The organism is Luteimonas soli (assembly GCF_042648865.1).
GTDB lineage: Bacteria > Pseudomonadota > Gammaproteobacteria > Xanthomonadales > Xanthomonadaceae > Luteimonas > Luteimonas soli.
Map to the genome: position 1 here is coordinate 70200 of NZ_JBHRYA010000001.1, position 26414 is coordinate 96613.

The window sequence follows — 26414 nt, forward strand, 5'->3', positions numbered from 1 at the left end:
CCCGCATGAAGATTGCCGCCTGCCTCCTGCCGTTCCTCGCCGCGCTGAGCACGCCGGTTGTCGCCCAGGACAAGCCAGGCGACGACATGTATGCCAAGGCCAGGGGCGTCGTCGGCGACCTGCAGCGCATCGTCGCCCCGACCGGTGTCCAGGAGACCTACAAGGCGCGGATCGGCGGCATCGACCAGTGGATCAACGTCCGCGGGCAGGACCGCGGCAACCCCGTGATCCTGTTCGTCCACGGCGGGCCGGCGTCGCCGTTGATGCCGGCGGCCTGGGAGTTCCAGCGGCCACTCGAGGAATACTTCACCGTCGTCAACTACGACCAGCGCGGCGCCGGCAAGACCTTTCTTGCCAACGATCCGGACGCGGTCGCCGATACCCTGCACATCGAGCGCTACGTCGATGACGCGATCGAGGTCGCCGAGCACGTGCGCAAGCGCCTGGGCAAGGACAAGCTCATCCTGATGGCGCACAGCTGGGGCACGGTGGTCGGCATGGGCGCCGCGCTCGAACGCCCGGACCTGTTCCACGCCTACGTCGGCATCGGCCAGGTCATCAACGTGCGCGACAACGAGCGGATCAGCTTCGAGTACGGGCTGGCGCAGGCGCGCGAGCACGGCAACGCGGAAGCGGTGGCCGAACTCGAGTCGATCGCGCCGTACCCGGGCGACCAGCCGATCACCCGCGAGCGGATCATCATCGCGCGCAAGTGGCCGCAGTTCTACGGCGGCATGACCGCGTATCGCGACGGTTCGGCGAAGTACTTCTTCGGTGCGCCGCTGCTGTCGCCCGAGTACGACGCCGCGGACGTGAAGGCGATCGACGCGGGCAACGTATTCACCCTCGGGCGCATCCTGCCCGAGTTCCTCGAGGTCGATTACAAGCGCGTGCGCGAGTTCCCGATCCCGGTGGTGATGTTCATGGGGCGCCACGACTACACGACGCCGTCGCAGCCGACCGCGGACTGGCTGGAACGGGTGGACGCGCCGTACAAGCGCGGTGTGTGGTTCGAACGCTCCGCGCACATGATTCCGTGGGAGGAGCCGGGCAAGCTACTGGTGAGCCTGCTCGAAACCGTGCGGCCGCTGGCGGTGGAGGCGGAAGCAACGCAGCCCTGACCGCCCTCGCAGGAGCGGCGGAAGCCGGGAGCTTTCAGGAGGAAGAAACCCGCCGGAGCGGAGAGCTCGCGGCTTCCGCCGCTCCTACGGGAGCCGCGCGACGCTACGGCGCGGGATAGCGCGACCGATTGCCCCACGCGCGCCACAGTGTTCCACCCCCGTTGGCCACGCTTCATGGTCCGGGCGCGTGTTGCAATGCACAATACGCGGATGACGCCCATCGATCCCCCGGTCGCGAACGGTCACGCCCCTGCCGCGCGCCAGCTGCCGCCGCGCGTGGCCAGGTTGGTCCTGTTCGCGCTGGGCATGGGCGGCTTCGCGATCGGCACCAGCGAGTTCGCGATCATGGGGTTGATGCCCGAGATCGCGCGCGGGCTGGGCATCGACGAGCCGCAGGTCGGCCACGTGATCAGCGCCTACGCGCTGGGCGTCGTGGTCGGCGCGCCGCTGCTGGCGATCCTCGGCGCGCGCCTGCCGCGGCGCACGCTGCTGCTGGCGCTGATGGGGTTCTACGCGCTGGGCAACCTGGCCAGCGCGCTGTCGCCGGACTACCACGCCATGCTGCTGTTCCGGTTCATCGCCGGCCTGCCGCATGGCGCGTACTTCGGCGTGGCGGCGCTGGTGGCGGCGTCGATCAGCCCGCCGGAACAGCGCGGCCGGGCAGTGGGGCTGGTGATGCTGGGCCTGTCGATCGCGCTGCTGGTCGGCAACCCGCTGGCGACATGGCTCGGGCAGGTGCTCGAATGGCGCCACGCGTTCGGCCTGGTCGCGCTGATCGCGCTGCTGACGGTGGCGCTGGTGGCGCGATCGCTGCCGCCCGATCCCGACGAGCCGCACCAGGATCCGATCCGCGAACTGCGCGACTTCAACCGCAAGCCGGTGTGGCTGGCGCTGGGCATCGGCGCGATCGGGTTCTCGGGCATGTTCTGCGTCTTCAGCTACCTGGCGCCGACCATGACCCAGGTGACGGGTTTGCCCGAATCGTGGATCCCGTTCGGGCTGGTCGCGTTCGGCGTCGGCAGCATCATCGGCACGCTCGGTGGCGGCTGGCTGTACGACCGGCTGCGGTTCCGCTCGGTGGCGGTGGTGCTGGCGTGGTCGGTGGTGGTGTTGCTGGTGTTCCCGTTCGCCGCGCACGCAGCGTGGTCGCTGCTGCTGATGGTGGTGGCGGTCGGCACGATGGGCGCGCTGGCGACGATCCTGCAGGCGCACCTGATGGCGGTCGCGGCGGGCGCGCAGACGCTGGCGGCGGCGTCCAACCACTCCGCGTTCAATGCCGCCAATGCGCTGGGCCCGTGGCTGGGCGGCATGGCGATCAGTTCGGGGTTCGGCTGGACGTCCACCGGCTACGTCGGCGCGGCCACCGCGGTCGCCGGCCTGCTGGTGTACGCGTGGGCGCGGCGTGATGTGCGCCGCGCGGAAGCCTGCGTGGCTGCCGGTTGATACCGCGCGCGGATTCACGCGGCCCGATTGCTCGCAGGAGCGGCCGAAGTCGCGACCTTTCAGGCAGACGACCAAGATCGCGGCTTCCGCCGCTCGTACTCCGCGTTCTTACAACCGCTCGCGCCTGGCCAACGCGTCCTGGATGTCCTCCAGGCCCTGCCCGCGCGTTTCGATGCCGCTGCGCAGCAGCATCACCGCCGACGCCGCCATCGGCAGGGCGATCAGCAGCGCCGACAGTTCGAAGTGTTCGAACAGCCCCGCCACGCCGAACGCCGCGCCGAGGATGCCGCCGAACTTGGAGCTGGCCGCGATCACGCCCGAGCCGGTGCCGCGCAGCTGCACGGGATAGATCTCGGCCGCGTACGGAATCATCGTCGCGATCACCCCGCTGACGCTGACCAGCAGCGCGACGGTGGCGGCGATGGTGGCGGCCTCCGAGCGCAGCCCGGCCACGCCGATGGCGAAGAACGCCAGCAGCGACGTCGTGGTCAGCGCGATGAACGCCACCAGCGTGCGCACGCTGCTCCAGCGGTAGTACATCCACACCACCACCGCGATCCCAGGCAGCGCCAGCAGCGCCGACTGCGCCAGCACCCGGTTCACGCCCGCGTCGTCGACGCCGAACTGCACCAGGTTCACCGGCAGCCACAGCACGAAGCCGAAGTTCACCAGCCCCCACGCCACCCCGCACACCACCAGCCCCCAGGTGATGCTGGCATGGCGTCCGCGCAGCAGTGCGCGCATGCCCTTGACCACGTGTGGATCGTCCAGCACCGGGGCGCCGGGATGGCGGCTGTCGTCGTGCTCGACGTCGGCCGCCCTGCCGGAAAACTTGCGCAGCACCGCGCGCGCCTGCGACTCGAGCCCGGCGTTGGACAGGAAGCGAGGCGACTCGGGGATGTAGCGGTTGAGGATCAGGATCACCAGGCCGGTGGGCATGTTCAGCAGCCACAGCACGCGCCAGGAGAACAGCGGTTCGAGCGTCGCCGCAGCGCCCGCGGCGAGCAGGTAGCCGGCCGACGTGCCGACTCCGCCCAGCGCCACCAGCAGCCAGCCGCGGTGAGCGGCAGGCACGGTCTCGGCCATCAGGGTGAATGCGATCGGCAGCATGCCGCCGGCGGACGCGCCCATCAGGAAGCACATCACCAGGTTCCATTCGAAGGTCGGCATCGCACCGCAGATCGAGGTGCCGATGAACATCAGCGCCGACAGCAGGATCCCGGCGCGGCGCCCGAACACGTCGGCCAGCCGTCCCCACACGATCGAGCCGACCGTGGTGCCGATCAGCGCCACCAGCGCCAGCACGCTGGCCGTCGGCTTGCTGATCGAATATTCCGCGCTCATCCCCGGCATCACGAAGCCCAGCGTGGCCGGCTTCATCACGTCCACTGCCAGCGCGACCACCAGCACGACCACCAGCTTCCAGTGCTCGCGGTTGAGCGGCACGCCGTCGGCGACGTGGAAGTGGAGGTGCGAGCCGCCGTGCAGGCTCTCGCGCATCATCGCCAGCCGCGGCATCAGGCCGAAGCCGGCCAGCACCACGCCGGCCGGGATCATCGCCATGCCCCACAGCATCCACGCGTCCATCGGCATGCCCACCATCTGCCAGTGCGTGTGCCGGCCCATCATGAACATCGGCATGTGCGAGGCCACGCCGGCGAGGATCAGCGCGCAGCCGGCCCAGAAGGCGAGGGGGTGATGGAAGGCGATGCCGGGGGTGGCGCGGGGGTTGTCGGGCGTCATGGTGTTTCAGGGGGAATGCAGGAGTGGCGGAAGCCGCGAGCTTCTTGCTCCCTCCCCTGCGAGGGCAGGGGAGGGTTGGGGAGGGGTGCCTTCGGGATCAACCCGAACCGTGACCACCCCCTCCCAGCCTCCCCCTGCCTTCGCAGGGGGAGGGGCAGGCGTTGCGGGGGCGGCTACTCGCGCGCGTCCGCGCTCGCGTCGCGCGCGGCGCGGAACTCGGAGTCCTGGCTCCAGTTCGGCCAGCGATCGGAGTTGGCCAGCTCGCTGCCCACGGTGTAGAGCAGCCGCAGGTCGCGCGCCATGCCGCCGAACGTCCAGCTCGCCTCCCACTCGTCGGCGGGCTGGTGGTAGCGGTTGGCGCGGTATTCGTCGGCGAACGCCTTGCCCGCGGGCAGGCCGCCGTCGACCATGTCCTCGCCGGAGCCGAACGACACCGCCGGCACGCCGCGCTTGGCGAACGGGAAGTGGTCGGAGCGGAAGAAGTAGCCGGCCTCGGGGCTGGAGTCGGGCGTGAAGCGCAGGTCGAAGCGTTTCGCGGTGGCGACCAGTTCATCCAGCAGGTCCTGCTTCGCGCTGCCCGAAGTGCTGAAATCGCGCGCCGGGCCGTGCGGGTCCAGCGCGTCCATGTTGAGCACCGCGACCGTCTTGCCCAGCGGGTACAGCGGGCTGGAGGCGTAATACTCGGTGCCGAGCAGGCCCTTCTCCTCGGCGGTGACGTTGAGGAACACGATCGAACGTTCCGGCTTCGTATCCGCGTTCGCGAAGGCGCGGCCCATCGCGACCAGCGCCGCGGTGCCGGTGGCATTGTCGACCGCGCCGTTGTAGATGCGGTCGCCTTCGGCGTCCGGCGCGCCGACGCCAAGGTGGTCCCAGTGCGCGCTGTAGATCACGGTCTCGTCGGGGCGCTCGCTGCCCTCGATGCGGCCGACGATGTTGTAGGAGGTGATGACTTCCGAATCGACGTCGTACTTCGCCGAGAACGTTTCGCCTTCAAGTTCCACCGGCTTGAAGTCGCGGGTCTGCGCCTGCTTCTTCAGCGTTTCGAAATCCAGCCCGGCGTCCTTAAACAGTTCGACCGCGAAGTCGCGCTGGATCCAGCCTTCCAGCTGCGGATGGGTGTCGGAAGGGTTCTCGCGCACCACGTCGAACATGGTGTTGGTGTTGGAGTTCTTCACCGTGGCCCAGCCGTAGGAGGCCGGTTCGGTTTCGTGGATCACCAGCATGCCGGTCGCGCCCTGGCGCGCGGCTTCCTCGTACTTGTAGGTCCAGCGGCCGTAGTAGGTCATGGCCTTGCCGCCGAAGTCACCTTCGCCGGTTTCGTAATCGGGATCGTTGACCAGCACCAGCGCGATCTTGCCCTTGAGGTCGATGCCCTTGAAGTCATCCCAGTCGCGCTCGGGCGCGGTGACGCCGTAGCCGACGAAGACGATCGGCGCGTCGGTGATCTCGACCGATTTCGAGCCGTCCATCGCCGCGCGCACGGCGATCTGTTCGCCCTGCGTGAGCCTGCGTGGCGTGCCGTCGATGTTCACCGACAGTGCCGGCGTGCCGGCGATGTCCGAGCGCAGCAGCGGCACCGCCTGGGTCCAGGCGCGCGTGCCGTCTTCCTGCACGTCGCCGCCCGGCTGCACGCTCGCGGCCTGCATCTGTGCGGTCACGTAGTCGATGGTCTTCTTCTCGCCGGCGGTCGCCGGACCGCGGCCTTCGAAATCGTCGGCCGAAAGCGTCTTGACCATCTCCGACAGGCGCTGCGGGTCGAACGTCGGCGCGTCGACGGGTGGGGCGGCGATTGCCGGCGACAGCGCCAGCGTGATCGAGAGGGAAAGCAGCGAGGCGGCGAAGCGTGTCATGGCGTACCCGTGGAAACAGCCGGTGCGGCGACCGTCGATGGTAGCAGCGGGGTGCGCGAGGTTGCGGCGTGGCCCTCCGGCGTCGGAGTCGAAGTCAAGAGCAAATCCCCCGCTTCGCTTCGCTACGCCGCCCCCTTTTTCAAAGGGGGCTTTCGGACGCCGGTGACGCCCGGATGGCGAGGTTGCATCGGCTCTTCGAGCCCCTTTTTCAAAGGGGGCTTCCGGGCGCCGGTGACGTCCGGATGGCGAGGTTGCATCGGCTCTTCGAGCCTCCTTTCCAACAGGGGGCTTTCGGGCGCCGGTGAGTCCGGATGGCGGGGTTGCATCGGCTCTTCGAGCCCCCTTTGGAAAAGGGGGCGGGCCGGCGAAGCCGGACGGGGGATTTGCTCTTCGCCCGGCAATCCAGCCGCCGGCCAGCCCGGGCAGGCAAGCTGCCTGCCCGGGCTGCGGATCAGTACCGCGCCTGCAGCGTCAGCCGGTCGAAGGCTTTCACCCCGACCACCTTGATGTAGTACGTCCCGGCCGCCGGATTGGCGATGCGGATCGTCTCGCTGTTGCCGCGGCGCTCGGAGCGGGCGTCGGCGTCGCCGGGTGCCGGTTCCGCATCGCGGCTGGCGTACAGGCTGACGTCGCCGCTGCCGCCGTAGGACAGGATGTTGAGCATCGCCGCGCCTTCCGGCACTTCGATCGCGAACAACAACGCCTCGCCCGCGCCGCCGGCCAGTCCGCTCACCGGCACCTTGTTCTCCAACGGCGTCGCCTCCGGACCGGTGTCGTCGCCGGGCGAGAACACGTGCACGCCGGTGATGCCGCCGAGCGCGAACAGGCGGCCGTCGTCCAGCGCGGACAGGCGCTGCACGCCCTGGTGGCCCATCGGCGTCAGCTTCACCTGCACGGGCTGGGTCGGGTCGGCGATGTCGAGTTCGTGCAGGCCGTCGCTGTCGGCGAACCAGGCGCGGTCGCCGCGCTGGGCGACGTGGGTGTACGAGTCGTCGTCGCCGGTGTCGTAGCGGCCGACCACCACCGGTGCCGCCGGGTCGGCGATGTCGATCACCTGCACGCCGCTGCCGCAGGCCAGGTACAGCAGCGAGACGCCGCTGTCGATCGCCAGGTCGAAGCCGTGACCGCAGCCGTCGTTGAGGTGCGACACTTCCACCGGTGCCGCCGGATCGGCGATGTCGTACACGCGCAGGCCGCCGCCGCTGGCGTCGTTGGACTCGTTGCTCTCGGCGATGTAGGCGTGGCTGCCGTTGACCTTGAGCGCGTAGGGCTGGTTCGACAGCCCGCCCTGCCAGACCAGCGTCGGCGCGGCCGGGTCGGAGATGTCGACGACGCCGAACAGGCCGCCGTTGGTCCACTTGGCCACGTAGGCATACTGGCCGGCGATGTCGAGCACCGCGGCGAACGGGAACTGCACGCTGCCCGTTTCCACCGGCGCGGCCGGGTCGGACAGGTCGACGCCGATCAGGCCGTAGCCCCAGGCCGCGAGCCAGGCGGTGTCGCCCGCCATTGAGATCTCCTCGAAGCTGCGCTGCTCCAGGCTCTTGGGCAGGTCGGCTTCGAAGCGGGCGCTCGGCGCCAGCGTCTGCGCGTCGTTGACCGTCAGGCCGTAGTTCGCCTGCAGCAGCACCACGCTGCCGTCGTGCAGCGCCATGTCCTTGGCCGCGCCACCGCCGGGCAGCCACGAGGTCGAGATGCGCTGCGGCTGCTGCGGCGTGGACGCGTCGACGGCCTGCAGCAGGTCGGTTTCGGTGGGGATCAGCAGCGTGTTGCCGGCCTGCACCGCGCGGCGCGCGGAGAAGACTTCGAGGTCGAAGTGCCCGGCTTCGGCCGGCGCGTCGATGTTGGCGATGTTCCACACGTCCAGGCCTTGGCCGTAGCCGAAGGTGTAGGCGTAGTCGCCGACGTGCACGCCGATGAAGGCCGGCGGGATGTCGAGCCAGCCGCGCTTGGACAGCTGGCCGCTGGCGTTCAGGTCGTACAGGGTGAGCTGGTTGCCGGCGCCGATCACGAAGCCCGGCTCCGCGCTGAGGCTGAAGTTGTCCAGCCCGCCGACCGCGTTGCTGGCCGCGAGTACCGGCAGTTCCGGCGTGCCGGTGTCGAACACATCGAGCACGGTGTTGCCGAACCAGTTGCGGCCGGTGGCGAAGATCGTGTTGCCGCTGCTGGTGATCTTCGTGTACTGGCCCGCGCTGGTGAGCGGAGTGGCGGCGAATTCCGGTGCGGCCGGGTCGGCCAGGTCGGAGACGAACACGCCGTGGTTGTTGTCGAACAGGTACAGGTGGTCGTTGGCGACCGCCAGGCCGAGCATGACCTTGTTGTCGGCGTCGAGGTAGTCCTCGCTCTGGTCGACGAGTTCCGGGTGGTCGGGATCGGCCAGCGACCAGGTGGTCACGCCGGCGCTGCCGTCGTAGCCGCGCCAGCTGGCATACAGGTAGTCGCCGTGGCGGGCGAGGCCGTTGATCGCGCCGTCGGCCGGGGCGCTGGTGGCCACGCGGATCGGGGCGGTCGGGTCGCTGTAGTCCCAGGTCGCGACCACGCGGCCGGTGGGGATGTAGACGCGGTCGCCGGCGACGACCGGGTCGGCGGCGATGGCGCCGCCGCGCACCAGCGAGAGTGACAGCGGCGCGTCGTCGGCGGCCCGGGCGTGGGTGGGGGCGGCCAGGGCGAGGGCGGCGGCGAGGGCGCTGGCGAGCAGCTTGATTGCCATGGTGCGTGTCTCCTTGAGAGGAAGGACGGACGACGGGCGTCACGGTTTCGGTCGGGGTGGCGTCGCCCGCGCGGGGGAACGGGACGGCGACACGGGGATTCGGGAGCAGCCTCCCGGCGGCGCGCAGGCAGCCCGTCGAAACTGGATGGGCAGGCGACGGGGGTCATTCCAACCGGGTAACGATCGTTTGACGGACGCGTGACCGGGGCGGAACCCGCGCCTGGCCCCGACTCCGTGCGACAAGGATCGATGCGTTGGCTAGCGTAGGGGTGCGAACTGCGTCGCGGTTTCGGGCCGGGGGGCCGGCAGTTCGCGTTCACCGGCCAGTTCGCGTGCCCGGGTTCGTGCGGCTTCGGCCTGCGGACCCTGGCCGAGGCTGCGCAGCAGCCGGGCCTGCAGCGCGGCGAGGTCGAAATCCTGGTCCGCCCAAGGCGAGGCGCGGCCGATCAGCGCGCTGGCCCGGTCCGCCTGGCCGCGTTCGAGCAGCCAGCCTGCATGGGCGACCACCACTTCGGCGATCTCCTCGGGGATGCCGCGCTCTTCGGCCAGCGCCAGGGCCGCGCGGTAACCGGCGTCGGCGGCCGCCTCGTCGCCGCGCGCGCGCCGGGCGACGGCGTGGACCAGCAGGCCCGGCAGCGTATCGCCCAACGCGGTGTCCGCGGGGCCGGAAAGCGGCAAGTCGGCGGCGAGCGCCGCCTGTTCGCGGCGCAGCCGCAGCCACGCCTGCCGGCGCGCGTCGCCCTGCGCCGGCCAGGCCTGCAGCGCGGCGTCGGCGATCGCCACCGCTTGCGCCGGTTCGCCGCGGCGGATGGCCAGTTCGGCCAGCAGCAGTTCGCGGCGCCCGTGCTCGGCGGGCTGCGATTGCCCGGCTTCGGGCATCGCCAGCAACTGTCCGGCCTCGCGCAGGCGGCCGGCTTCGATCAGCGCGCGGACACGGGTCAGGACCAGGTCCGCGCGCTGGGTCGGCGCGCGCAGCTCCGGCAGCAGCGCCCAGGCCCGTTCGCTCTCGGCCATGGCTTCGTCGTGACGGAGCAGCTGCAGCAGGGCGATCACGCGCATGTTGCGGAAGGTCGACAGCTCGTTGATCGCGCCCATCGCCTCGAAGTCGCGCGCGGCGCGGTCCAGGTGCGGCAGCGCCTGTGCCGGATGGCCGCGATCGACTTCGAGCACGCCGAGGTTGGCGTCCACGCGCGCCACGGCCAGCGCATCGCCGGCGCTGGCCAGCTGGATGCGTGCCAAGCCGAAATCCGCCAGCGCGCGGTCGAAGCGCTGGCGCATCGCGTTCGCCACCGCGCGGCCGCTGAGCGCGACGCCCAGCTCGGTGGGCCGGGCACGGTCGCCGATGGCGGCGATGGCGCCGTCGTAGGTTCGCGCGGCCTCGTCGGTGCGGCCGAGGCGGAGCAGCATCGCGCCGCGGGCATTGAGCACGCGAGCGCGGAACACCGGGTCGTCGTGCGCGGCGGTGTCGTCGAGCACCGTGTCGAGCGTGGCCAGCCCGCGCGCGTACTGGCCGGCGCGGAAGTCCACGCGCGCCAGCTGGTAGCGCAGGCGCGGCTGCGCGCGCTGCAGCCCGGGTGCTGCGAGCAGGATCTCGCGCGCGGTCTCGATCCGGTTGGCCAGCATCGCCGCGCGGGCGCGCTGCAGGCGCTCGGCCAGCGCGGGCGGGTCGTCGCCGCCGGCGATGGCGTGGCCGCCGAGCACCGCCGCGAGCCGCGCCGTGGCCTGGCGCGCAGCCTCCAGCAGGTCGCGATCGCGCGCGTCGGCGACATGTCCGACGCCGGTCGCGTCGCCGGCACGCAGTCGTACTTCCCAGTCGTCGCCGGTGCGGATGGCGCGGCTGTCGATGATCCACCGGGCCCGCGTCGCGCGCCGCAGGTGCCGTGGGTCGTCGTCAGGCTGCTGGTGCAGCACGCCGAGCGTGTTTTCGCTGGGCAGCACCGGCAGGCCGCTGCGCTGCAGGCGGTCGCCGATGAAGTCCATCAGGCCCAGGCGCACCCAGCTGGCGTCGTCGGAGCCCTGCACCCGGGTCGGCAACACCATGATCGCGCGCTGCGCGGCAGGGCGCGCCGCGGCGCCGGCGTCGTCGACCGTGCTCGCAGCCGGTGGACGCTGCAGGAAGCAGGCCAGCGCCAGCACGGCCACCAGCACCGGGACGACGGAGGTGGTCCACCCTCGCCATCGCGCCATGCCGGGCCGGGTGGCCGGCTGTGGGTGCGCTGCGGGCAGCGCCGCGAGTGGAGCCGCGCTCCCGGCCCGCGCATCAACCCGCGGCGACGACTCGTCCGTGGACGCTGGCGCATCGTCGTGCGCTGCCGGCGCCGATTCGGCCGTGACCGGCGCCAGCCAGCGGAACCCGTAGCGCGGCACGGTGCGGATCGTGTGCTGCTCCTGGCCGTCATCGCCGACCGCGCGGCGGCTGCGCAGCACCACCTGCGCCAGCTGCGCATCGGAGACATTGGGCCGGCCGAACACGGCCTGCACCAGTTCGTCGCGGCTGACCGCGCGATCGCGGTGCTCGATCAGGCAACCCAGGCACTCGAACACGCGTGCCGGCAGTGCAACGACGGCGCCGCGATGGAGCAGCTCGTGCTTGGGCAGGTCGAGGACGTAGTCGCCGAAGCGATAGCGTGCGATCGTCATGGACATCGGGAACGGGGGATGCCTGCATGATCGCGTATCCCGGGCACGGGCGCGAAGCACGGAGCCGCGGCGGCTTCCACGAGGCCGGCGGGGTTCACATCCGCTGTCGTGGGAGCGGTTTCAGCCGCGCGCGTTTCCGCCTCGCCCGCATTCAGCGCGGATCCGGTGGCGGCAATTCGTGGCGTACGTGCAGGAAGCGGGCGAAGCGCGGCACGCCCTTGTTCGACAGGCCGTTGTAGCGATAGGTGACAACGCTGCCGACCGGCGGCGGCGCGGCGCGCTGGGCGTCGCTGAAGCCCGAGCCGATGCGGAAGCGCAGGCCGTCCGGGCGTTCGACCACCAGCGCGCCGAGCATCCCGCGGTACTTGCCCTTGCCGCGCGTGTGCCCGACCACGCGCGCCTCGGCGTCGTCGTAGGGCTTGTACTTGAGCAGGTCGTCGCTGCGGCCGACGCGGTAGCGCGCGTCCTGGTGCTGCAGCATCAGTCCTTCGCCACCGGCGGCGACGACCACGTCCAGCAGCGCATCGAGTTCGTCCGCGTCACGCGCGCGGTACTGTGCCACCGGGCGCAGCCAGGCGATGCCGGCCGCGTCGAGCAGGCTGCGCATGTGCAGCACGCGCTCGGTGAACGTGCCCGGGTCGTCCGGCAGGTCGAACACCATGAAGCGCATCTGGCGCCACGCCGGGTCGTCCGCATCGCCGGCGCGCACGGTGCCGCTGGCATCCTCGAAGCGCCCGCGGCCCAGCCACAGTTCGCCATCCATGGGCGTCGGCGGCCAGCCCTCGGTGAACCAGGCGGGCGCATGGACGCGGTGGCCGCCGCGCGTCCACAGCGCGTGGCCGTCCCAGCGCCCGCGCACGCCGTCGAGTTTTTCGCTGACCCAGTAGCGCGAGGCGTCGACGCCCTCCTGGTAACCGGTGGCGAGCATCAGCCGCGGTGGCGAGGCCAGGGCCGCGTGCAGCGGCATCGCGCACGCGGGCAGCAGCAGGAGCAGCGGGAACAGCAGGCGGGCGAAGCGTGGAGCCATGATTTCCATCCCTGGAGTGAAGGCGTCCGGCGAAGCGTCGAAGGCGTGCGCCGGTGTCGACGACATGCTGTCGCGTTCGTCAGGGGCCGTCAGTCGTCGATTGCCGCGGGTCCGGGTCAGGAAATGCCGCAGGTCTCCCGGGAAGAACCCTGAATTGCGATATGCCCCGCGAAGGTGGGTGGCTGCGGCCACCGTTCATCGTCGCGGTTAATGCCCCGTGCACGTCCTGCAACGGGCGATGACCGCGCGCGGTGGCGCTTCATCGGCCGTTCCCGAGCGGTCGCGAAGACTGCCCGCACCCCCACAGGAGTCGACACCATGAAACACGCATCGCTGCTCGGGATCGCGCTGGTGCTTGCAGCCGGCTACGCACTCGCCCAGGACGGCCTGACCGAGGCCCAGGTGCGGGCGAAGCTCGAGACCCAGGGCTACACCAAGGTCAACGACGTCAAGTTCGAGGATGGCGTGTGGAAGGCCGACGCGCGCAGCGCCGACGGCAACCGCGTCGACGTGCGCCTCGATCCGGAGACCGGCACCGTGCGCCCCGATGAACTCGTCGCCAACCTGTCCGAGGCCGACGTGCGCGCGAAGCTGGCGGTCGCCGGCTACACCAACGTGCACGACGTCGACTACGAGGACGGGATCTGGAATGCCGAGGCCGACGATCCGGCCGGCAAGGACATGGAACTGAAGATCGACCCGGACACGGGCGCCGTCATGGGCAAGGAAAAGGACTGATCCAGGTCGCGCGGGCGCCCGCGCGGTTGAACTGGAAGCACGCGGCAGGCCTCGGCCTGCCGCGCTGCGTTGCACGAACAGAAAGACTTCGGCCGGCGGCTGCCGCGCCGACGGCGGGCTTCAGCGCTGCAGCGCGCTGGTCGCCTCGTAGGGCAGTTGCTCCGCGCCCGCTTCGCGCAGCGCGGCTTCCGCGCCGGCCATGGCTTCGGGCGTCTCGTCGACGACGATGAGGATGCGTCCGGCACGGATTTCCGATTCGAAGCGCCGGTGCACCTCGTCGGGCACCATCGAGCCGATCAGCGCCGTCACCCAGCTGCCGACCGCAGCGCCGACCAGCGTCGTTGCCGCCACGCCGGCGATGGTCAGGCCGATCGGGGGCACCACGACGCCGATCAGCCCGCCGACCAGGCCCACCGAACCGCCTGCCATCGCGCCGCGCACGGCGGCAGGCATGAAGTCGTTCTCGGCGTTGCGCAGGTCGTCGGGGATTTCCTGCATCTCGATCGACGAGTCGGCGACGAGCGAGATGTCGCCGTCCTTGATGCCGGCGCGCCTGGCGGCGGCGATCGCGGCGGTGGCATGGTCGACCGAGTCGGTCACGAACACGTGTCGCGTCTTCATGTCCTTCCTCCTCGCCCCGATGGGCTGGGGGCGGATAAGCACCTGCGAAGGCTAGCTTCGGCGGCGGAAAGGACGCGTGATGCGGAGCGCACGCGGCGGCGCGTGGGGGAAGGGCATTCAGGCTGCGCGTGCGTGAGCGGGTGCCCGGGCACGCCGGGGTACGGGCAGTTGCCGTCAGTGCGGTTGCGAGTCGTTCAGGCGCCGACGCGCCGGCGCACCGCGTCCACGTCGCGCACCGGGCGCACCTCGATGCAGCCTGTACGCGCCCACGGGAACTCCGAGGCGATGCGCACCGCCTCGTCCATGTCGTCGGCCTCGATCAGGTTGAAACCGCCGAGGATCTCCTTGGTCTCGGCGAACGGCCCGTCGACCACGCTGGTACGGCCGCCGCGGATGCGCACGGACTTCGCGGTGTTCGCGTCCTCCAGCTGCTGGTAACCGACCAGCTTGCCGCCGGCCTTCAGTTCGTCGGCGTGGCGCAGGCAGGTGCGCATCATCGCGTCGGGTTCGCCCGCGGGCAGGGCTTCGAGCATCTCGTTGTCGACGTAGACCAGGGCCAGGAACTGCATGCGCCGGCGTCCTCCGGATAGGGGCGACAGGTTCATCGCCGCGCCGGCGATGGTCAAGTGCCAAATCATGCCGCGAAGCACCACAGCCTTTCTCTCGCCCACGGGGAAGGTGGCGCGAAGCGCCGGATGAGGGCGCGCGAGCGCAGCGAAGGGCTGCAAGGCGATTGGCCCGCAAGCGGGACGATCTTTCCGCCGCCGGCCGGTTTATCCGCGACGCGCCTGCCCGTAGGCTGTCCACCCCGATGCCCGGCACCCCATGCCCGGCGCACGCCTCCGGACCCCGCATGCAGCCCATCATCTCGATCAAGGCACTCGGCAAGACCTATGCCTCGGGTTTCCAGGCGCTCAAGTCGATCGACCTGGACATCCGCCGCGGCGAAATCCTCGCCCTGCTCGGCCCCAACGGCGCGGGCAAGACCACGTTGATCAGCATCGTCTGCGGGATCGTCACCCCCAGCAGCGGCCGCGTGATCGCCGACGGCCACGACATCGTCCGCGACTATCGCGCCGCGCGCGCGAAGATCGGGCTGGTGCCGCAGGAACTGTCGACCGACGCATTCGAAAGCGTGTGGGCGACGGTGCGATTCTCGCGCGGCCTGTACGGCAAGCCGCGCGACGACGCCTACCTGGAAAAGGTCCTGCGCGACCTGTCGCTGTGGGACAAGCGCGACAGCAAGATCCTGGCCCTGTCGGGCGGCATGAAGCGGCGCGTGCTGATCGCCAAGGCGCTGTCGCACGAGCCGAGCATCCTGTTCCTGGACGAACCCACCGCCGGCGTCGACGTCGAGCTGCGCCACGACATGTGGCAGATGGTGCGCGGCCTGCGCGAGCGCGGCGTGACCGTGATCCTGACCACGCACTACATCGAGGAGGCGCAGGACATGGCCGACCGCATCGGCGTGATCAACAAGGGCGAGCTGGTGGTGGTCGAGGACAAGGACGTGCTGATGCGCCGCCTCGGCAGGAAGCAGCTGACCCTGTCGCTGCAGTCGCCGCTTGAACGCATCCCCGACGAACTGTCGGAACTGCCGCTCGAACTGTCCGAAGACCGCCAGTCGCTGGTCTACACCTTCGACACCCAGACCGAGGAGACCGGCATCGCCGACCTGCTGCGCCGGCTGGCCGTGCACGGCATCGACTTCAAGGACCTCAACTCCAGCGAGAGTTCGCTGGAGGAAATCTTCGTGGGCTTGGTGCACGGCAACCGGCCCGACGCTGCGACCCGAAAGCCCTCCCCTTCAAGGGGAGGGTTGGGTGGGGATGGGTTGCCGCCCAGCCCGGCCGAAACCCATCCCCATCCCGGCCTTCCCCTTGAAGGGGAAGGAGACAGGCAAGGGCAGGGCGCGGGAGGCAAGCCATGAACTGGTACGCCATCCGCGCCATCTACCGTTTCGAGATGGCGCGCACCTTCCGCACCATCACCCAGTCGATCGCCTCGCCGGTGCTGTCGACGGCGCTGTACTTCGTGGTCTTCGGCGCGGCGATCGGCTCGCGCATGGGCGAGGTGGACGGCGTGGGCTACGGCGCCTTCATCATCCCGGGCCTGATCATGCTGTCGCTGCTCAACGAGAGCATCTCCAACGCCTCGTTCGGCATCTACATGCCCAAGTGGTCGGGCACGATCTACGAGTTGCTGTCGGCGCCGGTGTCGTTCGTCGAGGTCATCATCGGCTACGTCGGTGCGGCGACCACCAAGTCGGTGCTGATCGGCCTGCTGATCCTCGTCACGGCGCGGGTATTCGTGCCGTACGAGATCGAGCATCCGCTGTGGATGGCCGCCTTCCTCGTGCTGACCGCGGTGAGCTTCAGCCTGTTCGGCTTCATCATCGGGCTGTGGGCGGACGACTTCCAGAAGCTGCAGGTGATCCCGCTGATGGTAGTCACGCCGCTGACGTTCCTGGGCGGCGCGTTCTATTCGATCAGCATGCTGCCGCCGGTGTGGCAGAAGATCACCCTGTTCAACCCGGTGGTGTACCTGATCAGCGGCTTCCGCTGGAGCTTCTACGGCGTATCGGACGTGAACGTCGCGATCAGCGTCGCGGCGATCGCCGGTTTCCTCGCGCTGTGCCTGCTGGCGGTGTGGTGGATCTTCCGCACCGGCTGGAAGCTCAAGGCGTAGGCGGTTCGGGCGCTGCGTCCTTGAACCAGGGTTCCACGGTGCCCTTGACCTTGACCGTCATCGGATTGCCGCGACGGTCGAGCGACTTGCCGAAAGGCAGCCGAACCCAGCCCTCGCTGACGCAGTATTCCTCGACGTTGGTCTTTTCCTCGCCGTTGAAGCGCACGCCGATGCCGCGTTCGAGCGCGGCGGCATCGTGGAAGCGGCTGTTCGGGTCGCTGGACAGGCGGTCGGGAGGGGTGTCGCTCATCGTCGTGTCTCCGTGCGGCGGCCGCGCCGCGAAACCGGAAGGATAAACGCAACGGCTTGCACGGGCAGCGCGGCAGCCGCCGGGGCGGGGCTGCGGCCGGCTCCGGCGTGCGCCGTGGCGTGCATTCAGCGTGGCGCCGGCGTCGTTTCGCCCGCGGCCATGCCGAAGGTTGGATGACGCTTGGCACGCGCCGCGCGCGTGCGGCGGATGCAAGCTGGCCACGCTCCTTCCCCCACGGAGTTGCAGTCATGAACGCGCGCCATCCCTTCCCGGAACCGCCGTCTTCCGGATCCCCCCATGCCGAACCAGGCCCGTCGTCCGCACAGCCCACGCAGGCGCCGCCGATGCCGGGCGCGGAACCGACGCGACACCTGCATCGACAGCGCGATTTCGGCATCGGCTACGGCAACAGCAGCGGCTACGGCAGCGACCTGCACTACGTCGACGGCCACGTCGATCCGATCTTCCGTTTCGTCTGACGGCACTGGCCGGCGCGGATTGGGGCGCGATGGCCTGGGCGGAGCAGTCGCGCTTCGCGGATCGGTCAACGCACGCGGGGGCGCGGCCAAGGGCCGCTCCTACGGCGCTTCGCGGCGGCCCTGCGCGCGCGCGTTGGCGATGACCCGCCGCATCAGCGCGCGGTCGTGGTGGCGCGAGATCGGCGTGGCGCCCAGCGCGATCGCGCGCTCGCGCAGCTGCGTGGTGACGTCGTAGTGCGCGCCGCTGGTCTTGTCCTGGAACGCCCGCCGCGGGATGTCCAGGCGCGCGGCGAAGTCGTGCAGTTCGTCCAGCGTGTCGGCCATCAGGTGCGCCCAGCGATGCCCGCGCCAGAGCGTGACCGCATCGTCGACGTACACGGTCATCGCGCGTGCGGTCCGGGATGGGCGCCAATGCGCGGCGCGTTCAATGCGAATGCCCGCGCGGTTCGACGTGGATGGTGATCGACGACTCGGGGAACTCGCGCCGCAGCGCCTCTTCGAGGTCGTCGCATACCGCGTGCGAATCGTCCACGCTCATCGTGCCGGGCACGCGCAGGCTGAAGTCGATGAAGGTCAGGCGCCCGGCGTGGCGGGTGCGCAGTTCGTGGATGTCGTTGGTGGGGCCGCGGGTGGCGGCGATGATCGCCTCGATGCGGGCGACCTCTTCCGGCGGCAGCGACGTGTCCATGAGCCCGGCGACGCTGTCGTGCATGATCTTCCAGCCGGCCCACAGGATGTTGAGCGCCACCAGTGCGGCGATCACCGCATCGAGCCGCATCCAGCCGGTCAGCGCCACCACCGCCACGCCGGCGATCACCCCGACCGAGGTCCACACGTCGGTCATCAGGTGGTGGCCATCGGCGGCCAGCGCCGGCGAGCGCAGGCGACGGCCGCGGCGGATCAGCAGCGTGCCCCAGGCCAGGTTGACCAGCGTGGCCGCGCCGCTGATCGCCAGGCCCAGCGCCGGCGCGTCGATCGGCCTTGGTGCGATGAAGCCCTGCCACGACTCGCGCAGGATCGCCAGCGCGGCGAGGATGATCAGCACGCCCTCGATCACCGCCGACAGGTACTCGGCCTTGGTGTGGCCGTAGGGGTGGTTGTCGTCGGCCGGCATCGCGCTGACCCGCACCGCGACGAACGCGGCGATCGCGGTGGCGACGTTGATGATGCTTTCCAGCGCGTCCGAGTACAGCGCGACGCTGCCGGTCAGTCGCCACGCCAGGAACTTGAGCCCCAGCACCAGCACGCCGATGCCGATACTGCCCAGGGCTAGCCGGTAGAGCGTGGCGTGCGGCGATGGAAGTTCGGGACCGGTCGGCATCGGCCTGGCGGCTGGGGGAATCGCGGCATTTTAGCGAAGCCGCGCTGCGCGCGCCCGTCCGCGCGCGGTCGTCAGGCCGCGGGTTCGCGGAATTCCTTGCGCAGCCAGTCGTCGATCAGGCGCTTCTCGTAGCGCAGCTGGTCGCTGTCGTTGAGCGGCGAGCCGCGCTGCAGGTAGGCGATGTCGGACAGCTCGCGCGTGCCCTGCGCGATCACGCTGCCGTCCGCGCCGACGAGCTTGAAGTCCAGGGTGATGCGCGGCGGGTAGACGTCGCGCATGAAGCGGATCGAGTCGGCGCCGATGCCGCGCCCCGGCTCGTAGTTGCCCGCGCGCTTGATGTCGGTGATCGTGACATCGAGCCGCTGGCCGTCGGGCAGCCGGTCGCTGGCGCGCTTGCGCAGGTATTCGGCCAGGTCGTGTACCCAGTCGCCGCGGCGCGCTTCGCGGCGGTTGCCGCTGCGCAGGATTTCGGTGAACTGCGCCGGATCGGTCCAGCGTACGTCGACCGGGCCGTCGGCGGGCAGGCTGCGCGGCGCTTCGGGGTCGGTGACGTCGGAGGGTTTGGCCCAGGCCGCGCCGATGGCGAGCATGCAAGCCATCGCGCCGGCCAGGATGCGGGCGATTGCCGGGGTGGGGGAAATCGGTGAAGCGCGGAATTCCATGGATGCGCCTCCGGTCGGGAACCCGGTCGATTGTGGTCCTGCCTGGCCGCTGTTTTGTGAGGCGCTGCTAAACCGGCCCTGCGTCGGCGGTCTCGCGGTCCGCCGCGGCGCGCGCGCGTTCGACCAGCGGCTGCAGCGCGGCGAGCCGGGGCTCGATGAGCGCGGCATGCCGGCGCCACTTGTTGGCGCCGGGCGCGGTCAGGGTGTAGCGCGACAGCGGCAACGTGTCGCCCAGTTCGCGGTCCCAGCCGAAGCCCGCCCACTGGCAGAGGCGGACAGTTTCGCCCTGCGGGTCGGCCAGGAAGCGGTCGTAGTCCAGTCCCGTCCAGCGATCGGCCGGCAGCGTGTCGAGGTCGTCGAGCAGGACCTGGCTGGTGCGCGCCCACTGCGCGGCCACGATGTCCTCGAGCGGCTTGCCCACCAGCTCGCGCCAGCCGGGAACCAGCAGGAACGACCACCCCGGTCCCTGCCATCCGGGCAGCGCGGGATACGTGCGGAACCCGCCGGACTGCCAGCCGTCGAGCATGCTGCCCAGCACCTGGCGCGGGTCGCGGTGCAGGTAGATGAAGCGCGCATCGGGAAACACCTTGTGCAGCAGCGGGATGCGCAGCGCGTTCTTCGGCGTCTTCTCCAGCATCCGCACCCGCGTTGCCGGCGCGGGGGGGCGCCGTTCGCGATCGCGCAGCTGGGCGAGGAAGCGCCGGCGCAGCTGCGCGACGACCTCGTCGTCGGCGTCGCGCGCCAGCAGGCGGTTGGAATCGAAATCGCGCCGTGCAGGATCCAGCGCCGGGATGCCTTCGATCAGGCCGTGGCTTTCGTCACCGATGGTGAACACGCCGGGTGCCGTCGCCAGGGTCTCGAACAGCAGGGTCGAACCCGAGCGCGGCGGGCTGACGATGAACACCGGGCGGTCGAACGCGGCGTCGGCATCGCCGGCGTCGTCGCGCGGCGTGGCCGGTGCCGCCGGCAGCGCGCCGTGGTGGTCGCGGCGCGCCTCGTCCTGGCCGCTCGCGCCGTCGGCCAGCGCCACTTCGAACAGGCAGGCGGTCAGCGCGTGCATCAGCCCGGCCTCGTTGCGCAGCCCGATCTGGTTGATGCCCAGCGCCACCAGTTCGGCGTGCAGCGCCTGCAACAGTGCGCGGTAGCGCGGCCATCCGGCGCGATCCTCGCCGTGGCAGGCCCAGGCGGCCTGCCAGTCCCGGGTGAAGGTCGACAGCGCGCGCTGGATCGACGCCAGGCGCGGATCGGGCACCGCTTCGCGCAGCAGGAAGGAAACGTGCTCGCGCACTTCCCACGGCGTCATCACCACCGGCACGTTGGTGGATTCGAAATCCAGTGCAGGGGTGGCGGCGTCGGGGTTGAAGGGCACCACGCGCGGATTCCAGGGCTGTTCGGGCACGCCGGCCACGCCTGCGGGGCGCGCGCCACTCGCGTGCTTCCAGAATCCGGTGCCGCCCACCGTGTCCATCACCAGGTGGATGCGATCGACGTCGCCGGTGTTGACCACGCCGTGGCGTCGCCAGGTGTCGAAGATCCAGCACTCGCCGGCACCCATGTTGATCTCGGCCTCGCCGCAGTGGAAACGCACCGCGGGCGTGGTCACGATCGGCACGTGCACGCGCATGCGCTCTTGCCAGTAGTAGTTGGTGTCGACGTGCGCGGCCAGCTGCGAGCGGCCCGAAAGGCGCATCAGCCGCGAGCGGCCCCAGGTCGCGCCGAGCACGTCCATCACCTGCATGACGTAGGGACACTGCTGCAGCCACGGCGTCGGGCGCATGTCGCCGCCGAGCTCGTCGCTTTCGACCGCGCCGTCGGTGGTGACCAGGGGCAGGGCGCTGTTGCCCGCCACGCCACCCATGCGCGCGCGCCAGCAGGATTCGTCGAGCGCCAGGACCTCGCGCGCCAGCGCGTCGGCGTCGAACTGGATCGGCAGCTGCATGAACGGGAATTGCAGTTTCATCGCGGGGTCTGGTTCACGTTGGCAAGGGGGGTGCGGACGGATGCGATCTTAACCGACCGACCGTAATCGCCCGTCCGGCGGTGGTCCGGATGCCGGCGCCCGCCAGAGCGCGGCGCGCGGCCCTGGTGTGGCTTGATTCCGGGCATTTCGGGCGCATCTCCATGGCCTGCCCGACAGGATCCAGACCATGAGCGAAACCACCGTGCCGATCCGCATCGATTTTGTCTCCGACGTGTCCTGCCCGTGGTGCGCGATCGGCCTGCAGGCGCTGGAACAGGCGATCGCCCGCGTCGGCGACGACGCCAGGGTGGAGCTGCATTTCCAGCCGTTCGAGCTCAACCCGGCACTGGCGGCGGAGGGCGAGGATGCGATCGAACACCTGACCGCCAAGTACGGCATGAGCGAACAACAGGCGCGCGACAACGGCGAGGCGATCCGCGCGCGCGGCGCGGAGCTGGGCTTCACCTTCGACATGGATCGGCGCCGCCACGTCTGGAACACCTTCGACGCCCACCGGCTGCTGCACTGGGCCGGACTGGAGTCACTGCAGGCGCAGCGCGCGCTCAAGCACGCGCTGCTGCGGGCGTACTTCACCGACGGCGAGAACGTGTCCGACCACGACGTGCTGGCGCGGCTGGCCGGATCGGCCGGCCTGGACGCAGCACGTGCGCGGCGAATCCTCGCGTCGGACGAGTTCGCCGACGCCGTGCGCGAGCGCGAGCGCCACTACACCGGCAGCGGCATCACCGCGGTGCCGTCGGCCATCTTCAACGACCGGCACCTGGTGCAGGGCGGCCAGCCGGTGGACGTGTTCGAGCGCGCGCTGCGGCAGCTTGCGTCGGGCGCGGGATGAGACGTGCCCGTGCCCACTGCTGCGTGCAGCACGCGGGTCTGCGGGCTCAGTCGAGCATCGGCGCCAGCGCTTTCCACACGTGGTCGCGCAGCGCCGGCTGCGCTTCGGCCACCGGGTGCAGGTTGTCGTCCTGGAAGTTGCCGCGGTCGGCGGCGATGGGGTCGAGCAGGAACGGCAGCAGCGCGACGTCGAAATGCGCGGCCAGGTCGCGGTAGACCTGCTCGAAGCCGTCGGCGTAGTCGGCGCCGTAGTTGGGCGGGATGCGCATGCCGACCAGCAGCACCTTCGCGCCCACGTACTGCGAGGCGCCGATCATGCGCGCCAGGTTGTGGCGCATCCCGCGCAGCGGCAGGCCGCGCAGGCCGTCGTTGGCGCCCAGTTCGATCACCACCAGCGCCGGCCTGACCCGCAGCACCTCGCGCACGATCCGCGCCGAGCCGCCGGCCGTGGTTTCGCCGCTGATGCTGGCGTTGACAACGCGCCAATCGGGCTTTTCGGATTCGATCGTGTCCGCCAGCAGCGCGACCCAGCCCTGTTCGGCGGACAGCCCGTAGCCGGCGGACAGCGAATCGCCCATCACCAGCACCGTCGGCGGCGTGCCGGGCACGGGCCTGGGCACATCCTGCGCGCTTGCCGGCAGTGCCAGCAGCAGGGCGAGCAAACCAATGGCCCATTGAAACCGCAGTCGCGGCACCGTATTGAAATACCGCATCGATTGCCTCCTGATCGGCGATGGCGCCGTGCATGACGCTGTCATTCCGGGCGTGGCGGGGAATGCCTCCACCGGCCGGGCAAAGATCCCTCGCTGCGCTCGGGATGACAGCGTACATGGACGCCTGTCGTGCGCCGCGTTCGCTGGTGAAAGTCGACGACCGCATTGCATCGCGGCCGTGATGGCACCTGGCCTTGGCCGCTTCAAGGCCGCGCCGGGGCACAATGCGTGCCGGCGCATGGATGCGACTGCTTCCCCTTGTCCTTCACTCACTCCGGATCCCCCATGCCCGACGCCGCTTCCCCCGAAACCCGGACCCGCGCCGCCCTCGAAGTCACCGGCCTGGGCAAGCGCGTGCCGCTGCCGTCGGGCGAACTGACCATCCTCGACGGCATCGGCTTTTCCATCGCCGCCGGCGACAGCGTCGCCATCGTCGGTGCCTCGGGTTCGGGCAAGAGCACGCTGCTGTCGCTGATGGCCGGGCTCGACGTGCCCAGCAGCGGCGAGGTGCGGCTGGACGGTGCGCCAATGTCGGCGCTCGACGAGGACGGCCGTGCCAAGGTGCGTGCGGACAAGGTCGGCTTCGTGTTCCAGAGCTTCCAGCTGCTGCCCTCCCTCACGGCATTGGAAAACGTGATGCTGCCGCTGGAGCTGCGCGGCGACGCCGATGCCGAAGCCCCGGCGCGCGCAACGCTGGCGAAGGTGGGCCTGGCCGAACGCCTCGGCCACTACCCGCGCCAGCTGTCCGGCGGCGAGCAGCAGCGTGTGGCGCTGGCGCGCGCCTTCGTCACCGGGCCGTCGCTGCTGCTGGCCGACGAACCCACCGGCAACCTCGACACCCACACCGGCGAGGCGGTGATCGAACTGCTGTTCGCGATGAATGCCGACGCCGGCACCACCCTGGTGCTGGTGACGCACGACGAGCACCTGGCTTCGCGCTGCGGCCGCGTGCTGCGGCTCGACGGCGGCAGGCTGGTGGACGCGTGAAGCTGTTGCGCCTGGCCTGGCGGCAGCTGCGCCGCGACCTCGCGTCGGGGGACATCCGCATCCTCATCGCCGCGCTGGCGCTCGCGGTGGTTGCGGTGACCGCGATCGGCTTCGTCACCGACCGCGCCGAGCGCGCGCTGGCGATCGAGGCCAACCGCCTGCTCGGCGGCGACGCGGTGGTGCGCGGCGACCAGCCGATCGAAGGTGCGCTGCGCGAGGCGGCGAATGCGCCCGGGCTGGCGCACACCGAGACGATCGAGTTCAACTCCATGATCCGCGTCGGCGAAGGCGCCGATGCCAATCTGCGCCTCGGCGACCTGCGCGCGCTGGGCGAAGGTTTCCCGCTGCGCGGCCGCTTCACGATCGACGACGCCGGCGGCGAACACCAGGCCGGCGGCATTCCCGCGCCCGGCACGCTGTGGATGAGTCGCGCCGGCGCCGACCTGCTCGGCGCGCGCCTGGGCGACGCGGTGTCGATCGGGCAGTCGCGCCTCACGCTCGCCGCGCTGGTGGTGCAGGAGCCGGACGCGGCGATGGACTACTTCAACGTCGCGCCCAAGGTGTTCCTCAATCTCGCCGACCTGCCGGGCACCGGGCTGGTGCAGGAAGGCAGCCGGGTGCGCTACCGGCTGGTGGTGGCCGGCGATGCCGCCGCGGTCGAACGTTTCACCGATGTCGCAAAGGCATCGCTCGGCCGCGGCCAGCGGCTGGAAACCATCGCCGACGCGCGCCCGGAAATCCGCTCAGCGCTCGACCGCGCCGGCCGTTTCCTCGGCCTGGCCGCGCTGGTGTCGGTGGTGCTGGCCGCGGTTGCCGTCGCGATGGCCGCGCGTCGCCACGGCGAGCGCCACCTGTCGGGCGCGGCGGTGATGCGCTGCCTGGGCGCGAGCCAGCGCACGCTGGTCGGCATCCATGTCGGCGAGATGCTGCTGCTGGGACTGATGGCATCCGCGCTGGGCGTGGCGATCGCGTTCGCGTTGCAGTGGGCGGTGGGCGCGTGGCTGGAAGGCGCGCTCGGGCTCTCGATCCCGCCCGCCGGCTGGCTGCCCGCGCTGCAGGGGCTGGCGGTGGGGATGGTCGTGCTGCTGGCCTTCGCCGCGCCGCCGGTGCTGGCGCTGCGGCGGGTGTCGGCGCTGCGCGTGCTGCGCCGTGACCTCGACCGCGCCGAGCCGGCCGCGTGGACGGTGCTGCTGGCTGGCTTTGCCGGGCTCGCCGCGCTGGTGTGGTGGAAGGCCGGTTCGGCCACGCTCGGCGGCGCGATGCTGGGCGGCATCGCCGCAGCGTTCGCGGCGCTGGCGCTGCTGGCGTGGGCGATGGTCGCGCTGGTGCGCCGGCTGCGTTCGCGCCTGAGAGGCGCGCTGCGCTACGGGCTGGCGAACGTCAGCCGCCGCGCCGGCACCTCGATCGCGCAGGTCACCGCGCTCGGGCTCGGGCTGATGGCGCTGCTGCTGCTGACCTTCGTGCGCACCGACCTGCTCGACCGCTGGCAGCTGTCGCTGGCGCAGGACGCGCCCAACCGCTTCATCATCAACGTGCAGTCCGACCAGGTGCAGCCGGTGCGCGACTTCATCGCTGCCCAAGGACTCGATGCACCGACGCTGGTGCCGATGGTTCGCGCGCGCCTGCTCGAACGCAACGGCAAGCCGGTGCGCGGCGACGCCGTGGCCGAGCGCGTCGAGGCCGAGGGCGGCGATGCGCGCCAGGCACGGCGCCGGGCCGAGCGCGAGTTCAACCTGTCGTTCGCCGACGCCTTGCGCGACGACAACAAGGTCGTCGCCGGCGAATTCTGGGGCAAGACCGTACCCGCGCAGCCGGAGCTGTCGATCGAGGAGAACTTCGCGCAGTCGCTGGGCTGGAAGCTGGGCGACCGCATCACGTTCGACATTGCCGGCCAGCGTTTCGAAGGCCGCATCACCAGCCTGCGCAGCATCGACTGGGAAAGCTTCCGGCCGAACTTCTTCGTGCTCGCCTCGCCCGGCGCGCTGGACGGCTATCCGGCCAGCTACATCACCGCGGTCAGTGTGCCGCCGTCGCAGCCGCGCTTCACCGCGCAGCTGGTGCAGCGCTTCCCGAACCTGTCGGTGATCGACATCGACGCGGTGCTTAAACAGGTGCGCAGCATCGGCGACCAGGTCTCGACCGTGGTGCAGGTGGTGTTCTGGTTCGCCTTCGCCGCCGGCGTGCTGGTGCTGCTGGCGGCCGTGGGCGCCAGCCAGGACGAGCGCCTGCAGGAGGGCGGCGTGATGCGCGTGCTCGGCGGCAGCCGCGGCCAGCTGCGGCTGGCGCAGGCCTCGGAGTTCGCGGCGATCGGCCTGCTTGCGGGCCTGGTCGCGGCGATCGCGGCCTCGGTGCTGTCGGGCGTGGTCGCGCGCGAGGTGTTCGACCTGCCGTGGCAGCCGAACTGGGCGATGGCCGCGACCGGCGGCGCGCTGGGCATGGTCGCGTCGCTTGCGGCAGGCCTGTTCGCCACCCGCCGCGTGGTCGACGCGCCGCCGTCGGTGACGCTGCGCGAGGTCGGCGATTAGCCGCCGGAGCCTGGACTTCGATCGGGTCGGGGGCGTAGCCCCGGCCTGCGGCGTTGATTGCGACCATGCGCGGGATGTCGGAGC

21 protein-coding genes and 1 pseudogene are annotated in these 26414 nt (G+C 70.7%); 9 read left to right on the forward strand and 13 right to left on the reverse strand.

Translation table 11 applies throughout. The features are described from left to right. Positions 1–5: 5 nt before the first annotated feature. The gene (locus tag ACFONC_RS00315) at positions 6–1121 is read left to right on the forward strand and encodes an alpha/beta fold hydrolase (protein WP_386741528.1); all 1116 of its coding nucleotides are present in this window, start codon (positions 6–8) and stop codon (positions 1119–1121) included. A gap of 210 nt (positions 1122–1331) precedes the next feature. Continuing rightward, positions 1332–2564 carry an MFS transporter gene (locus tag ACFONC_RS00320; RefSeq protein WP_386741529.1) on the forward strand — a complete coding sequence of 411 codons (1233 nt, stop codon included), beginning with the start codon at positions 1332–1334 and terminating at the stop codon, positions 2562–2564. A gap of 108 nt (positions 2565–2672) precedes the next feature. Here the strand turns inward: ACFONC_RS00320 and ACFONC_RS00325 are convergent, their stop codons facing one another. From ACFONC_RS00325 to ACFONC_RS00345, 5 genes are all read right to left on the reverse strand, one after another. Then, positions 2673–4307, reverse strand: a complete 1635-nt coding sequence (locus ACFONC_RS00325) for an MFS transporter (protein ID WP_386741530.1) — start codon at positions 4305–4307, stop codon at positions 2673–2675. A 173-nt stretch (positions 4308–4480) separates the two neighbouring features. Continuing rightward, positions 4481–6157 (reverse strand): M28 family metallopeptidase, encoded by a 1677-nt coding sequence (locus ACFONC_RS00330; protein ID WP_386741531.1) that lies wholly within the window; start codon positions 6155–6157, stop codon positions 4481–4483. A 451-nt stretch (positions 6158–6608) separates the two neighbouring features. Further along, positions 6609–8867, reverse strand: a complete 2259-nt coding sequence (locus ACFONC_RS00335; protein WP_386741532.1) for a pre-peptidase C-terminal domain-containing protein — start codon at positions 8865–8867, stop codon at positions 6609–6611. Positions 8868–9125: 258 nt separating this feature from the next. Then, the gene (locus tag ACFONC_RS00340; protein ID WP_386741533.1) at positions 9126–11507 is read right to left on the reverse strand and encodes a winged helix-turn-helix domain-containing protein; all 2382 of its coding nucleotides are present in this window, start codon (positions 11505–11507) and stop codon (positions 9126–9128) included. Between the two features lie 151 nt (positions 11508–11658). Continuing rightward, positions 11659–12600: a DNA ligase gene (locus ACFONC_RS00345; RefSeq protein ID WP_386741534.1), complete on the reverse strand. Its 942-nt coding sequence runs from the start codon at positions 12598–12600 to the stop codon at positions 11659–11661. Between the two features lie 252 nt (positions 12601–12852). Between ACFONC_RS00345 and ACFONC_RS00350 the strand changes: the two genes are divergently transcribed. Further along, a complete protein-coding gene (locus ACFONC_RS00350) occupies positions 12853–13272 on the forward strand; it encodes a PepSY domain-containing protein (RefSeq protein ID WP_386741535.1) in 420 nt (139 codons plus the stop codon). A gap of 120 nt (positions 13273–13392) precedes the next feature. On the opposite strand, the gene ACFONC_RS00355 is transcribed toward ACFONC_RS00350, so the two are convergent. Next, positions 13393–13893, reverse strand: coding sequence for a hypothetical protein (locus tag ACFONC_RS00355; protein WP_386741536.1), 501 nt, complete (start codon positions 13891–13893; stop codon positions 13393–13395). 194 nt (positions 13894–14087) lie between these two features. Next, the gene (locus ACFONC_RS00360) at positions 14088–14462 is read right to left on the reverse strand and encodes a YciI family protein (RefSeq protein ID WP_386742179.1); all 375 of its coding nucleotides are present in this window, start codon (positions 14460–14462) and stop codon (positions 14088–14090) included. 284 nt (positions 14463–14746) lie between these two features. On the opposite strand from ACFONC_RS00360, the pseudogene ACFONC_RS00365 reads away from it, so the two are divergent. Both ACFONC_RS00365 and ACFONC_RS00370 read left to right on the forward strand, forming a co-directional pair. Continuing rightward, positions 14747–15670, forward strand: a pseudogene (locus ACFONC_RS00365) (ABC transporter ATP-binding protein); the annotation flags it as partial. Between the two features lie 149 nt (positions 15671–15819). After that, positions 15820–16581 carry an ABC transporter permease gene (locus ACFONC_RS00370; RefSeq protein ID WP_386741537.1) on the forward strand — a complete coding sequence of 254 codons (762 nt, stop codon included), beginning with the start codon at positions 15820–15822 and terminating at the stop codon, positions 16579–16581. Here ACFONC_RS00370 and ACFONC_RS00375 read toward each other — a convergent pair. Then, positions 16571–16831 carry a DUF3297 family protein gene (locus tag ACFONC_RS00375; protein WP_386741538.1) on the reverse strand — a complete coding sequence of 87 codons (261 nt, stop codon included), beginning with the start codon at positions 16829–16831 and terminating at the stop codon, positions 16571–16573. The two genes, ACFONC_RS00370 and ACFONC_RS00375, sit on opposite strands and share 11 nt — an antisense overlap. Positions 16832–17175: 344 nt before the next feature. Here ACFONC_RS00375 and ACFONC_RS00380 point away from each other — a divergent pair, with 344 nt between their 5' ends. Beyond that, positions 17176–17310 (forward strand): hypothetical protein, encoded by a 135-nt coding sequence (locus ACFONC_RS00380; RefSeq protein WP_386741539.1) that lies wholly within the window; start codon positions 17176–17178, stop codon positions 17308–17310. Positions 17311–17409: 99 nt separating this feature from the next. Here the strand turns inward: ACFONC_RS00380 and ACFONC_RS00385 are convergent, their stop codons facing one another. The 4 genes from ACFONC_RS00385 to ACFONC_RS00400 form a co-directional block, all read right to left on the reverse strand. After that, entirely contained in the window at positions 17410–17694 is a 285-nt protein-coding gene (locus tag ACFONC_RS00385) for a DUF4031 domain-containing protein (protein ID WP_386741540.1), read from the reverse strand. A gap of 40 nt (positions 17695–17734) precedes the next feature. Next, a complete protein-coding gene (locus ACFONC_RS00390; RefSeq protein ID WP_386741541.1) occupies positions 17735–18631 on the reverse strand; it encodes a cation diffusion facilitator family transporter in 897 nt (298 codons plus the stop codon). Positions 18632–18702: 71 nt separating this feature from the next. After that, the gene (locus ACFONC_RS00395; RefSeq protein WP_386741542.1) at positions 18703–19293 is read right to left on the reverse strand and encodes a DUF3016 domain-containing protein; all 591 of its coding nucleotides are present in this window, start codon (positions 19291–19293) and stop codon (positions 18703–18705) included. A 67-nt stretch (positions 19294–19360) separates the two neighbouring features. After that, a complete protein-coding gene (locus ACFONC_RS00400; protein WP_386741543.1) occupies positions 19361–21253 on the reverse strand; it encodes a sulfotransferase in 1893 nt (630 codons plus the stop codon). Positions 21254–21440: 187 nt separating this feature from the next. Here ACFONC_RS00400 and ACFONC_RS00405 point away from each other — a divergent pair, with 187 nt between their 5' ends. Further along, complete coding sequence (locus ACFONC_RS00405) at positions 21441–22106, forward strand: DsbA family oxidoreductase (protein ID WP_386741544.1); 666 nt, start codon at positions 21441–21443, stop codon at positions 22104–22106. A 46-nt stretch (positions 22107–22152) separates the two neighbouring features. On the opposite strand, the gene ACFONC_RS00410 is transcribed toward ACFONC_RS00405, so the two are convergent. Continuing rightward, a complete protein-coding gene (locus ACFONC_RS00410) occupies positions 22153–22818 on the reverse strand; it encodes an arylesterase (RefSeq protein WP_386741545.1) in 666 nt (221 codons plus the stop codon). Positions 22819–23103: 285 nt separating this feature from the next. Here ACFONC_RS00410 and ACFONC_RS00415 point away from each other — a divergent pair, with 285 nt between their 5' ends. Both ACFONC_RS00415 and ACFONC_RS00420 read left to right on the forward strand, forming a co-directional pair. After that, entirely contained in the window at positions 23104–23805 is a 702-nt protein-coding gene (locus ACFONC_RS00415; RefSeq protein ID WP_386741546.1) for an ABC transporter ATP-binding protein, read from the forward strand. Then, positions 23802–26330, forward strand: coding sequence for an ABC transporter permease (locus ACFONC_RS00420; protein WP_386741547.1), 2529 nt, complete (start codon positions 23802–23804; stop codon positions 26328–26330). Before ACFONC_RS00415 ends, ACFONC_RS00420 begins: the two co-directional genes overlap by 4 nt. Positions 26331–26414: the final 84 nt, after the last annotated feature.

Excerpts from the sequence above, each read along its gene's own strand:
- ACFONC_RS00315 (WP_386741528.1), top strand. The coding sequence starts at position 6 with ATGAAGATTGCCGCCTGCCTCCTGCCGTTCCTCGCCGCGCTGAGCACG.
- ACFONC_RS00320 (WP_386741529.1), top strand. The coding sequence starts at position 1,332 with ATGACGCCCATCGATCCCCCGGTCGCGAACGGTCACGCCCCTGCCGCG.
- ACFONC_RS00325 (WP_386741530.1), bottom strand. The coding sequence starts at position 4,307 with ATGACGCCCGACAACCCCCGCGCCACCCCCGGCATCGCCTTCCATCAC.
- ACFONC_RS00330 (WP_386741531.1), bottom strand. The coding sequence starts at position 6,157 with ATGACACGCTTCGCCGCCTCGCTGCTTTCCCTCTCGATCACGCTGGCG.
- ACFONC_RS00335 (WP_386741532.1), bottom strand. The coding sequence starts at position 8,867 with ATGGCAATCAAGCTGCTCGCCAGCGCCCTCGCCGCCGCCCTCGCCCTG.
- ACFONC_RS00340 (WP_386741533.1), bottom strand. The coding sequence starts at position 11,507 with ATGACGATCGCACGCTATCGCTTCGGCGACTACGTCCTCGACCTGCCC.
- ACFONC_RS00345 (WP_386741534.1), bottom strand. The coding sequence starts at position 12,600 with ATGTCGTCGACACCGGCGCACGCCTTCGACGCTTCGCCGGACGCCTTC.
- ACFONC_RS00350 (WP_386741535.1), top strand. The coding sequence starts at position 12,853 with ATGAAACACGCATCGCTGCTCGGGATCGCGCTGGTGCTTGCAGCCGGC.
- ACFONC_RS00355 (WP_386741536.1), bottom strand. The coding sequence starts at position 13,893 with ATGAAGACGCGACACGTGTTCGTGACCGACTCGGTCGACCATGCCACC.
- ACFONC_RS00360 (WP_386742179.1), bottom strand. The coding sequence starts at position 14,462 with ATGCAGTTCCTGGCCCTGGTCTACGTCGACAACGAGATGCTCGAAGCC.
- ACFONC_RS00370 (WP_386741537.1), top strand. The coding sequence starts at position 15,820 with ATGAACTGGTACGCCATCCGCGCCATCTACCGTTTCGAGATGGCGCGC.
- ACFONC_RS00375 (WP_386741538.1), bottom strand. The coding sequence starts at position 16,831 with ATGAGCGACACCCCTCCCGACCGCCTGTCCAGCGACCCGAACAGCCGC.
- ACFONC_RS00380 (WP_386741539.1), top strand. The coding sequence starts at position 17,176 with ATGCCGGGCGCGGAACCGACGCGACACCTGCATCGACAGCGCGATTTC.
- ACFONC_RS00385 (WP_386741540.1), bottom strand. The coding sequence starts at position 17,694 with ATGACCGTGTACGTCGACGATGCGGTCACGCTCTGGCGCGGGCATCGC.
- ACFONC_RS00390 (WP_386741541.1), bottom strand. The coding sequence starts at position 18,631 with ATGCCGACCGGTCCCGAACTTCCATCGCCGCACGCCACGCTCTACCGG.
- ACFONC_RS00395 (WP_386741542.1), bottom strand. The coding sequence starts at position 19,293 with ATGGAATTCCGCGCTTCACCGATTTCCCCCACCCCGGCAATCGCCCGC.
- ACFONC_RS00400 (WP_386741543.1), bottom strand. The coding sequence starts at position 21,253 with ATGAAACTGCAATTCCCGTTCATGCAGCTGCCGATCCAGTTCGACGCC.
- ACFONC_RS00405 (WP_386741544.1), top strand. The coding sequence starts at position 21,441 with ATGAGCGAAACCACCGTGCCGATCCGCATCGATTTTGTCTCCGACGTG.
- ACFONC_RS00410 (WP_386741545.1), bottom strand. The coding sequence starts at position 22,818 with ATGCGGTATTTCAATACGGTGCCGCGACTGCGGTTTCAATGGGCCATT.
- ACFONC_RS00415 (WP_386741546.1), top strand. The coding sequence starts at position 23,104 with ATGCCCGACGCCGCTTCCCCCGAAACCCGGACCCGCGCCGCCCTCGAA.